Genomic DNA, 11381 nt, shown 5'->3' on the forward strand with positions numbered 1-11381 from the left:
ATGCTGGCCACGACCCTTCCGCCCGTTCCGGTGCTCGAAACCGAGCGGCTGATCATGCGTGGCCACACACCGGAAGATTTCGACAACGTCCATCGGCTCTGGCGCTCCCCAGAAGTCGCCAAGTTCATCACCGGCCATCCCTCGACCGAAATGGAATCCCAGATGCGGCTTCTGCGCTATATCGGCCATTGGGCGGCATATGGCTTTGGCTATTGGTGCGTCAGCGAACGCGATACCGGAGATTTCGTCGGAGATGTGGGCTTTGGCAAGCTCAAACGCGACATGGCCCCTCCGGTCTCAGGCGAGCCGGAAATCGGCTGGGTGCTGATGCCCCATCACCAAGGCAAGGGCTATGCGACCGAAGCGGCCCGCGCGGCCTTGGAATGGGGCGACGCCAATTTCGGCGACAGCGGCACCTTCTGCATATTCCACCCCGACAACGCCGGCTCGATCCGGGTGGGCGAAAAGCTCGGCTACCGGTTCAGCCACAACGCGCACTATATGGGCGGCGACACGCCGGTTTATGTGCGACCGGCGAATGGCGGCTGATCGGCCGCTCCGGCCTTGATATGGGCAAGGGCGTGCTTGAAGATTTCATGCCATCTATCGTCGGGGCTGTAGTCAAGGCGATGCCAGAAGAATGCGAAATCGTGCCCACCATCGTCGGCACAATGATGCGCCCAGCGTTCGGGTAGTCCCTCACCGGACAGCAGTAGAAAATGCCATAGCTGGCCGGGTGCGATCCGATAACTCGCCGCAAGCGTCCCCAGCAGGGGCAGGCCTTCCACTCCCGCTTCCTCGGAGAGCTCCCGCCGGCCAGCCGCTTCGACATCCTCGCCGGCTTCGATTGTTCCCTTGACCACTTGGACCCCGGCGAGGGGATGGGTGAAGACCAGTATCTCCCGCGCCCCGTTCGCCCAGCGCAGCACCGCCGGGCACACCTTGAGGATGGCCACCTACTCCGCCGCAGGCTTAGCGCGGCCGGCGCCGAACCGGTTTTCGATATAGTCGGCGACCATCTGCTTGAACTGATCGGCGACATCAACGCCCTTGAGCGTTGTGACCTTCTGGCCTTCGATAAAGACCGGCGCCGACGGCGTTTCGCCCGTACCGGGCAGGGAAATGCCGATATCGGCGTGCTTGGATTCGCCCGGCCCATTGACGATGCACCCCATCACCGCAACGCTCATCGCCTCGACGCCGGGATATTTCTCGCGCCATTCGGGCATGGACGAGGAGAGATGATCCTGGATTTCCTTGGCCAGCGTCTGGAAGGTTGTCGAGGTAGTCCGTCCGCACCCCGGACAAGCTGCCACCACCGGCACGAATTGCCGAAAGCCCATGGTCTGGAGCAGTTCCTGGGCGACCTTGACCTCGAGCGTGCGGTCGCCGCCCGGCTCGGGAGTCAGCGAAATGCGGATTGTGTCGCCGATTCCTTGTTGCAGCAGAATACCCAGCGCCGCCGAAGAGGCGACGATGCCCTTGGAGCCCATGCCCGCTTCGGTGAGCCCGAGATGGAGCGCATAATCGCAGCGCTCGGCGAGCTCCTGATAGACGGCGATCAGTTGCTGGACGTCGGAAACCTTGGTGGAGAGGATGATCCGGTCGCGCCCCATGCCCAATTCCTCGGCGCGTTCGGCCGAAAGGATAGCGGAGCGTATGATCGCCTCGCGCTGCACATGGGCCGCGCTCCAGGGATTTTCACGCGCGGCGTTCTCGTCCATCAGCGCGGTCAGCAGTTCCTGGTCGAGCGAACCCCAATTGACCCCGATGCGAACCGGTTTTTGATACCGGTTGGCGATCTCGATCATCTGGGAGAATTGCTTGTCGCGCTTGTCCTTGAACCCCACATTGCCCGGATTGATGCGGTATTTGGCCAGCGCTTCGGCGCAAGCGGGATGATCGGACAAGAGCTTGTGTCCGATATAGTGGAAATCGCCAACCAGCGGCACGTTGATGCCGCGCAGCATCAGCCGGTCGCGGATATAGGGCACCGCAGCGGCGGCCTCATCGCGATCGACGGTGATGCGGACGATCTCCGAGCCCGCCCGCGCCAGCGCCGCCACTTGCGCGACGGTCGCCTCGATATCGGCGGTATCGGTATTGGTCATCGACTGGACGACGATGGGTGCGCCGCCGCCCACCGTAACGCCTCCCACATCGACTCCGACCGTTCTCTTACGCTGCGCTGGACCTGCCATTGCCGACCTCATTTCTTGCGGCCACACATAAGCCTTCGAGCCAATTTCCGCAACGTTTCGCAGGTGTGACGATGTGCTCTTGAACCGCGTTCGCCCCTTCCTATCTATTTTTCCATGATCAAGAGCTTTGCTTCCCTCCTGCTGCCTCGCTTCCTGCGCTTTCGCAAGGAAGTGGTCCTGCTCTGGAAAGCCTTCTGGGCTCCGGGCACCCCGTTCTATCTCAAGGCCGCGACCGTCCTGGCCGCGTTCTACCTGGTTTGGCCCGCCGATATCCTGCCCGATATCATCCCGCTCGCCGGCTGGGTGGACGACGTGGTTATCGTGCCGCTCATCGTCTCCTGGATCGTCTCGCGGCTCCCCGGCCAGAAGGCCCCCATGCACCGCGACGGCCCCATCATCGATGGAACCGCACGCCGGGTTTAGCGTTGGAAAGGCCGTAGAGGGAACCATAAGCGGTTTAGTCGATTTATAGCCGCATAATGGTCACTGTGAGGGATTTGTAAAATGGGCCTTTCCACCATTCTCATTATTATTCTGATTTTGCTTCTTATCGGTGCGCTGCCGACATGGGGCTATTCGCGCAGTTGGGGTTATGGCCCCACCGGTATTCTGGGCGTGATCCTCGTCGTCGTGCTGATCCTGATGTTGATGGGCATCATCACCTGACACGTGCTTCTTCCGGCCCGCGCACCTTTCGGCGCGGGCCGCTTCTCGATTGATCTCCTCCCTTTCGGACGGTTCGGTTTGATCCGCACCGTCCTTTCTTTTGGATCATTCAATCCGGATCAGCAGATCCTTGGCATCGATCTGGTCGCCAGGCCTGACCAACACCTCGGCGACAACGCCCGCCACTTCCGCATGGAGGGCGGTTTCCATTTTCATCGCTTCGATCGAAAGCAATACGTCGCCCGCTTCGATCTTCTGGCCTGCCTGCACCGCCAGCGTCGAGATGACGCCGGGCATGGGCGCACCGATCTGCTTGGGATCGCCCTGGGTGGCCTTGGGTCGCACGACGATCTCGCCGGCCTTGAGCCTGTCGGGCACCGAGACCGAGCGGGGCTGGCCGTTGAGATCGAAGAACACCCGGACCATGCCCTTTTCGTTGGCCTCGGACTGGCCGAGGAACTGGACCACCATGGTCTTGCCCTTCTCAAGATCGACCATGATCTCGTCGGCCGGCGCGAGGCCGTAGAAATAGACCGGCGTGGGCAGCACCTCGGTCGGACCGTAAAGCTCCTGCGCCTTGGCGAATTCCACGAACACCTTGGGATACATGAGGTAAGAGGCAAGACGGAAATCGTCGATGGGCATTCCCGCCGCTTCCTCGGCCTTCTTGCGTTCCGCTTCCAGATCGGCCGGCGCGAGATAGGAGCCGGGACGCTCGGACATCGGCGTGCGGCCCTTCAAGACCTTCTTCTGCAGCGCCTCGGGAAAGCCGCCTGGCGGCTGGCCGAGATCGCCGGCAAAGAACCCGACAACGGAATCGGGAAAGGCGATTTCCTTGTCGGGATTTTCCACATCGGCGCGGGTGAGGCCCGAGGAGACCATGGCCAGCGCCATGTCACCCACCACCTTGGAGCTTGGCGTGACCTTTACAATATCGCCAAACATCTGGTTGACGTCGGCATAGGTCTGGGCGACCTCGTGCCAGCGCGTCTCCAGCCCCATCGAGCGGGCCTGTTCCTTGAGATTGGTGAACTGGCCGCCGGGCATTTCGTGAAGATAGACCTCCGAAGCCCCGCCCTTCAAATCTGATTCGAAGGCCCGATATTGGGTGCGCACCGCTTCCCAGTAGAAGGAGATTTCGCGGATCGCCTTTGCATCGAGTTCGGGATCGCGCTCCCCGCCCTTCAGCGCCGCCACCAGCGAACCGAGCGTCGGCTGGCTGGTCGTGCCCGAAAACGAATCCATTGCCGCGTCCACCGCATCGACGCCCGCTTCGCAGGCGGCCAGCACCGTTGCAGCGGCAGCACCCGAGGTGTCGTGGGTGTGGAAGTGGATCGGCAGGCCGATTTCTTCCTTGAGCGTTCCGATGAGCTTTTTGGCCGCCGCCGGTTTCATCAGCCCGGCCATGTCCTTGATGCCCAGCACCTGGGCGCCGGCAGCTTCGAGTTCCTTGGCCAGACCGACATAATATTTGAGGTCGTACTTGGCCCGATCGGGGTCGAGCATGTCGCCCGTGTAGCAGACCACGCCCTCGCACACCTTGCCGCTTTCGATCACCGCGTCCATGGAAACGCGCATGTTCTCGACCCAGTTGAGGCAGTCAAAGACACGGAAAATATCGATTCCGCCTTCGGCGGCCTTTTTCACGAAGAACCGCACCACATTGTCAGGATAGTTGGTGTAGCCCACCCCATTGGCGCCGCGCAGCAGCATCTGTGTTAAAATGTTGGGCGCGCCCTCACGAATTCTGGCCAGCCGCTCCCACGGGTCTTCGTTCAGAAACCGCATGGAGACGTCAAAGGTCGCCCCGCCCCAGCATTCGAGCGAAAAGAGGTTCGGCAGACCGCGCGAATAGGCCCGCGCGATCCTGTCCATGTCGAAGGTGCGCATGCGGGTGGCCAGCAGGCTCTGATGTCCGTCACGCATGGTGGTGTCGGTAAAGAGCACCCGGCTTTGCGCCTTCATCCACTCGGCCAGACCCTTTGCGCCATCGCGCTCGAGAACCTGCCGACTCCCTTCAACGGCCGCAAGCGCCGGGTAGTCCGGGACCACCGGCTCGGCTGCGTTGGCCGGCGGCTTCGGCCGGTCGCGCACCTCGGGATGCCCATTGACGGTGACGTCGGCGATATAGGTCAGAAGCTTTGTTGCCCTGTCCTTGCGCCGCTCGATATCGAACAATTCCGGCGTCGTGTCGATGAACCGGGTGGTGTAAGTGTTATCGCGGAATTTGGGGTGCGAGATGATGTTTTCGAGGAAGGCGAGATTGGTCGACACCCCACGGATGCGGAACTCGCGCAACGCACGGTCCATGCGCGCAATGGCTTCCTCGGGCGTCGGCGCCCAGCAGGTCACCTTTTCGAGCAGCGGATCGTAATAACGGGTGATCACCGCTCCGGAATAGGCGGTGCCGCCATCGAGCCGCACACCGAACCCCGTCGCCCCGCGATAGGCGGTGATGCGGCCATAATCGGGGATGAAATTTTCTTCCGGGTCTTCGGTCGTGACCCGGCATTGCAGCGCGTGCCCGTGAAGCGCGATGTACTCCTGTTTCGGCACACCCGATTCCGGAGTGCCGATGACTGCCCCGTCCATTACATGGATCTGCGCCTTGACGATATCGATGCCGGTCACCTCCTCGGTGACCGTATGCTCGACCTGAATGCGCGGATTGACCTCGATGAAATAGAATTCATCGGTCTCGGCATCCATCAGGAATTCGACGGTTCCCGCGCAGCGATAATTCGCAGCCTTGCCCAGCCGTAGTGCGGCATCGGTCAAGGCCTTGCGGGTCGCATCGTTTAGGTATGGCGCAGGGGCGCGCTCGACCACCTTCTGATTGCGGCGCTGAACCGAGCAGTCGCGCTCAAAAAGATGGACGAGATTGCCGTGATCGTCGCCGAGCAACTGCACTTCGACGTGGCGCGCCTTTTCGACCAGCTTTTCGAGGTACATCTCGTCCTTGCCGAACGCAGCCTTGGCCTCGCGCTTACCCTCTGAAACCTCGTTGCGAAGCTGCTTGGGATCGGTGATGCGCCGCATGCCGCGCCCGCCACCGCCCCAGCTTGCCTTGAGCATCAGCGGATAGCCGATCGCCTCGGCCATCTTCTCGACCTCGTCGAGATCGTCGGGCAAAGGTTCGGTGGCCGGAACCACCGGCACGCCTGCCTTGATCGCCATGTTGCGCGCCGCGACCTTGTTGCCCAGGTCACGCATGGTCTGCGCCTTGGGCCCGATGAAGGTGATCCCCGCATCGGCGCACGCATCGGCAAATTCAGGGCTCTCCGAAAGCAACCCATAGCCTGGATGGATGGCATCAGCTCCCGAAATCCGGGCCACGCGGATATATTCGTCGATCTGGAGATAGGCTTCGACCGGTCCCTTGCCCTGTCCGATCAGATAGGCTTCGTCCGCCTTGAACCGATGCAGTGCCAGCTTGTCCTCTTCGGCAAACACCGCCACCGTTTTGAGCCCCAACTCGTTGGCGGCCCGAAACACGCGGATCGCGATCTCGGAGCGGTTGGCGACCAGAATCTTGGAAATGGGCATGGATTGAGACCCCTTGGTGTGCCTTGGAAACGGAGGGCGCATTGCGCCCTCGGCATGCGTCGTCGCAACCCGGGATGCCGGCCCGGGACAAAATCTCCGCCCTGAAGTCTCCCGCTTGCGGGCGAGACGCTGCGCGCGGAGATCAGGACAGGGGTTTGTCCAGATGCGCGGCGAGGTGGCTCATGTCGTAGCCCGCCTTGGCGGCGGAATCGATAATCGCATCCGCCCTCTCCTTGCCGGCCTGGCTCAAGGCCCAAAGGGTGGTCGAGCGGGTGCCCGAGCGGCAGAAGGCAAAGACCGGCCCATCGCTTTCTTCGAGCGCGGCGCTGGTTGCGGCTACCATTTCGGGGGTAACGCCTTCGCGGCCCATGGGGATTTCATAATAGCCAAGGCCTGCCGCGCGTGCCGCCTCTCCGATTTCAGCGCTTGAAGGCTGATCCGGCGCTTCGCCATCGGGGCGGTTGTTGATGATCGAAACAAAGCCCGCTTGTTTGATGGTCTGGACGTCCTCGGGCTGGATCTGTCCCGAAACGCTCATGCGGTCATTGATCTTCTTGATATCCAAAACCTGTCTCCAGCAGCAAGGAATGGCGGGCTCGAGCCCTTGGGACGCGCCTCACATGCCTGTCTTATAGCCATCAAGTCAGGGATCGCGCAACAAGGCGCCGAGGCTAGGCTGCCACAGTCACCTGGCCGTTGCGCGCTTCGATCGCGTCGAGCGGTTCGGGGCGGCCCAATAGGTAGCCCTGGAACGCGGTGCAGCCGAGTTCAACCAGAACCGCGTGCTGCTCGGGGGTTTCTATGCCTTCGGCGACGACCATCACCCCAAGGCTTGCCGCAATGCGGCAGATCGACTGCACGATCATCGAATCTACGGGGCGCGAGGTGATCTCGGCCACATAGGCCCTGTCGATCTTGAGGATATCGAAGGAGAGATCGCGCAAATAGCCGAGGCTGGCATGGCCGGCGCCGAAATCGTCCACGGCAATCCTCACACCCAAGGCGCGCAGGAATTCGAGGTTCTTGCGCTCGGCCGAATTCTTCTGCAGCGGCACTGTTTCAGTGATTTCAACAATGAAGCTTTCACCCGACAGCCCGGCGGCGGCGAGTTCGTCGGCGAAGTGAGCGGCATAATCGGGATTGCGCAATTCGGCGGCCGAAACGTTGATGGCGACGGCGGGCACGCCCAGGCGCGGAAAATCGGCGCAAGCTCTGCGCAGCACCCATTGGCCGAGCTTTGCAATGAGGTCCGATTGCTCGGCGATCGGCACGAACGCGGCCGGCGAAATCATGCCACGCACCGAATGGCGCCAGCGAACCAGAGCCTCCACCGATTTGAGCGCCCCGTCGGCGGTCTGAACGGGCTGATAGTAGAGTTCGAGCTCTTCCATCAAAATTGCCGCGCGCAGTTCGCGCTCAATGAAACGCTGGTAGCGCTCCTCGGTCAAAAGCTCGCGCTCGAAAGCGACGACGGTACCCCGGCCGTTGTTCTTGCCCTTGTAGAGCGCCAGATCGGCCTTGGAGATCAGCGTATCGGCGTCACCCGCATCTTCGGGGGCAACGGCAATCCCCAGGGTTGCCGAAAGCCGCATGTCGCGTCCGGCGAGCGGGCGGGGGCGGTCGAGCTCCTCGAGCAAGCGGTCTCCAAGGCGCTTCAAAGCGGCTTTAGAGTTGATGCCGGGCAGAGCGAGCGCGAACTCGTCGCCCCCCAGCCGCCCGATCACGGCGCCGGGCACCAGCTCCTCGAGTGTGCGGACTAGACGCACGAGCGCCTGGTCACCGGCGGCATGGCCATTGCCGTCATTGATGGTTTTGAGATGGTCCATATCCACCTGCACATAGGCGACAGGCATGCGGTCGGATTGACGCACGAATTCGCGCAATCGATCGAGAAAGTATTTGCGTGTGAAGACCCCGGTCAGGGCGTCCCGGTTGAGCGAAGCCAAAAGGTCCCGGCGCCGATCTTCAGCCAAGACCAAAGCGCGGCGGAGCGAAAAATATCCCATGACCACGATGACCAGCAGCGCTACCCCGGCCAGGGCGGCGGTCGAAAGGGCGAGAAAGGCATTGTCTTGGCCCAGCGCGATGCCGATCAGTCCCACCCCCGCCGCACCGATGACCGCGGTAGCGACGATGCCGGCGGCAACAGCCGAACCACGGTAAACGGTGAGGATGTTTGTAAGCGAAAGTTCGGTGCGCATGGACGTCGATCCGTTCTGGGTCGACCGAACCTATTGTGCCACGCTTTAACGTGCCGTGAATTTTGCCAAAATAATTAATGAGATCAACATTATACCGTCAGAACGCACGGCGCCCGCGCCGACGTTGTCGTCCCGTTTTATTACAGCCATGCGACAGCGGGCAGGATGTCGCAGCTTATGGTTGCCGAACACTTATTCGATCGCGTCCCGAGGCACGCCTTCCGCCTGCGCATCCTCGCCTACCCATTGGCGCCAGATATCGCCGCCTGTGATAAGGAAATGCTGGGCGACGGCTTCGGCGCTCGCTTCCTCCTCGGCCTGCCAGGCCAAAAGTCCATTCATTTCCGAAATCGGCATCGAAGCGCGCGCCAGATAATCGGCGACGTCGGGTACATCGGTGAAAACCCACTCGGCTACCGCGATCACCACGGTATCGGGCGCAAAGCCGGAATTACCGAACGGCACGCAATCGCGGATCGCCATGCATTGGGCGTGGCCCGGATCGAACCCGCCCATGTCCAGCGGCACGAGATCAAGCCGATCGATCAGCGCGTTGGGCTGCCAGTAATAGGTCAGGACCGGCTCTCTGCGGGATACCGCCTGTGTGAGCGCCGCATCCATGGCGAAACGGTCCTCAGGCTCGACGACATCGAACCGCTCATCAAGCCCCAGCCCGGCCGCCATGTTCCTGTTGATGATGGCGCAGGCCCAATCGGCAGGGCAGGACAAAAGTTCGGCCCGCTCATGGCCCTCGGGAACGAACACCTGCCAATGATCGAGGATATCGTCGGTGCCTTCGAGCCCCGGATTGCTCTCCAGCACATAGGCAGGGACGAACCAGGCCTCCAGCGGTCCCTCGGCAAAGCTGGGCGCCGCCGCCCGGGCGCTAGCCGCCTGCATGGCGCCGTTCCAAACCTCGGCCTGACGGGAAACCCACAATTCAGGCGCCACGGCGGGTTGTTGCGTCGTCGCCATTGACGACAGCGTCGCTTCGGGCTCCCCCGGCACCAGCCGCACCGTGCAGCCGAACTCCGTCCTCAGGATCGTTGCGTGGATATTGGCAAGGATGGCGGCGGACGGCCAACCCATTTCCGCAATCGTGATTTCCTCGGTGCCGCAGGGCGCCGGTTCTCCCTCCGGCGGCCCCGATGGCGCCTCTTGGCCTGGCGCGACAGGATCGAGCACCTGAAATTGCGCCGCAGCCGGGGTGGCGCTCAGCGCTACCAAGGCGACAACGACACGGGCGGCATCGATACGCATGAGCCTGCGGCCTCCATTTGGCGGTTCAAACAAAAAGTCGCAAAACCAATTCCGTTAAGCAACTGGCCGGACACGAAAATTCGTTCCGAAACCTGATGACTCGGCAAATGTTCTTGTGCAATGTTACCATGTCGACGGGTTCAGCGAGTGGGCCCGTCTCAGTGGGCTGTCCGACACCAAGAGACCGCGGCGCTGCGGCACGGGACGGACGCGGCACGACCAAACATTTGAGGGATATCATGCGTCACATCAAAAAGTCTTTGACCCTTGCGGTCGCTGCGAGCGTTCTCGCCGCAGCCAGCCCTGCCCTTTCGCAGGACGTTTCGATCGGTTTTCTGGGCGGTTTGACCGGCCCGATCGAATCCATGGCTCCGGGGATCGTCGCCGGCGCCCAGCTCGCGGTGGACCAGGTGAACGCCCAGGGCGGCATCCTCGATGGCGGCACGTTCGACATGATCACCGCTGACAGCGCCTGCGATGCGACCGGTGGTGCCAACGCTGCCGACCGGCTGGTCAACACCGACAATGTCACGGCCATCGTGGGCGGCCTTTGTACTGGTGAAACCATCGGTGGCGCGCAGTCTGCCGGTATTCCGGGCGGCGTGGTGATGGTTTCGCCCGCCTCGACCGCGCCTTCGCTTACCACGCTCGAAGACAACGATCTCGTCTTCCGCACCACCCCATCCGACGCATTCCAGGGCGAAAAGCTCGCCCAGCTCCTGCTCTCCAAAGACATCCAGGACGTCGCCCTGACCTATGTCAACAACGACTATGGCGTGGGCCTCGCCGAAGCCTTCACCGCTGCCTATGAAGCGGGCGGCGGCACCATCTCGGCCAATCTCGCCCATGAAGACCTCAAGGCCGACTATCGTGCCGAGCTGGGCAATCTCGCCTCCTCGGGCAGCGAAACGCTCGTTGTTCTCGCCTATGCCTCGTCCTCCGGCCAAACCCTGCTGCGCCAGGCCTTGGAATCGGGCAACTTCATCACCTTCGTGGGTGGCGACGGCATGGTTGGCGATGACCTGTTCACCGGCGTCGATGCTTCGGCTCTCGAAGGCATGATCATTACCCGCGCCGGCGCGTTCGAAGGTGAATCGGCTACCGTGTTCTCTGACCTCGCCACCGAAGCCGGCGTTGCCGCCGATGCGGTCTATGCTCCCCAGGCCTATGACGCCGCCTTCCTTCTCGCCCTGGCCATTGAAAAGAACGGTTCGGCTGATCGCGAAGGCCTCTCGGCCGCCCTGCGGGAAGTGGCTTCCGCTCCCGGTGAGGTGATCCTGCCCGGCGAATGGGAGAAAGCCAAGGAATTGATCGCTGCAGGCACCGACATCGACTACATGGGTGCTGGCGGCAATCTCGACTTTGACGAAGCCGGTGACATCGAAGGCGTGATCGTCGAGCTGGCCGTCCAAGGCGGCGAGTTCAACGAAGTCGGCGTCATCGAGTAATCGTTACAAAATCTCATTAAAGCGAAGGCCCGGGAGCATGCTCCCGGGCCTTTCCTTTT

The 11381-nt window shown here is 62.0% G+C and carries 10 protein-coding genes; 4 read left to right on the top strand and 6 right to left on the bottom strand.

The genetic code is table 11. The features are described from left to right. Nucleotides 1-549, top strand: a complete 549-nt coding sequence (locus tag NO932_RS17700) for a GNAT family N-acetyltransferase (protein ID WP_309208708.1) — start codon at nt 1-3, stop codon at nt 547-549. Here the strand turns inward: NO932_RS17700 and NO932_RS17705 are convergent. Together NO932_RS17705 and ispG are read right to left on the bottom strand one after the other, a co-directional pair. Continuing rightward, the gene (locus tag NO932_RS17705; RefSeq protein WP_309208709.1) at nt 522-956 is read right to left on the bottom strand and encodes an NUDIX domain-containing protein; all 435 of its coding nucleotides are present in this window, start codon (nt 954-956) and stop codon (nt 522-524) included. The genes NO932_RS17700 and NO932_RS17705 overlap by 28 nt on opposite strands. Continuing rightward, entirely contained in the window at nt 957-2201 is a 1245-nt protein-coding gene (gene ispG, locus NO932_RS17710) for a flavodoxin-dependent (E)-4-hydroxy-3-methylbut-2-enyl-diphosphate synthase (RefSeq protein WP_309159796.1), read from the bottom strand. Nucleotides 2202-2315: 114 nt separating this feature from the next. Between ispG and NO932_RS17715 the strand changes: the two genes are divergently transcribed. Then, on the top strand, nt 2316-2624 hold the full coding sequence (locus NO932_RS17715) for a DUF1232 domain-containing protein (protein ID WP_309159795.1): 309 nt from the start codon (nt 2316-2318) through the stop codon (nt 2622-2624). Nucleotides 2625-2705: 81 nt separating this feature from the next. Next, nucleotides 2706-2867, top strand: coding sequence for a DUF3309 family protein (locus tag NO932_RS17720; RefSeq protein WP_309159794.1), 162 nt, complete (start codon nt 2706-2708; stop codon nt 2865-2867). A 105-nt stretch (nt 2868-2972) separates the two neighbouring features. Here NO932_RS17720 and pyc read toward each other — a convergent pair whose 3' ends face one another. The 4 genes from pyc to NO932_RS17740 all read right to left on the bottom strand — a co-directional run bounded on the left by pyc (nt 2973) and on the right by NO932_RS17740 (nt 9874). Further along, entirely contained in the window at nt 2973-6413 is a 3441-nt protein-coding gene (gene pyc / locus NO932_RS17725; RefSeq protein ID WP_309208710.1) for a pyruvate carboxylase, read from the bottom strand. A gap of 142 nt (nt 6414-6555) precedes the next feature. Beyond that, entirely contained in the window at nt 6556-6978 is a 423-nt protein-coding gene (locus NO932_RS17730) for a TIGR01244 family sulfur transferase (protein ID WP_309208711.1), read from the bottom strand. Between the two features lie 106 nt (nt 6979-7084). Then, entirely contained in the window at nt 7085-8614 is a 1530-nt protein-coding gene (locus NO932_RS17735) for an EAL domain-containing protein (protein ID WP_309208712.1), read from the bottom strand. A 192-nt stretch (nt 8615-8806) separates the two neighbouring features. After that, nucleotides 8807-9874 carry a glycine betaine ABC transporter substrate-binding protein gene (locus NO932_RS17740; RefSeq protein ID WP_309208713.1) on the bottom strand — a complete coding sequence of 356 codons (1068 nt, stop codon included), beginning with the start codon at nt 9872-9874 and terminating at the stop codon, nt 8807-8809. 239 nt (nt 9875-10113) lie between these two features. On the opposite strand from NO932_RS17740, the gene NO932_RS17745 reads away from it, so the two are divergent. Next, nucleotides 10114-11322: an ABC transporter substrate-binding protein gene (locus NO932_RS17745; RefSeq protein WP_309208714.1), complete on the top strand. Its 1209-nt coding sequence runs from the start codon at nt 10114-10116 to the stop codon at nt 11320-11322. Nucleotides 11323-11381: the final 59 nt, after the last annotated feature.

Origin of the sequence: Pelagibacterium sp. 26DY04, assembly GCF_031202305.1 — a bacterium.
Classification (GTDB): Bacteria; Pseudomonadota; Alphaproteobacteria; order Rhizobiales; family Devosiaceae; genus Pelagibacterium.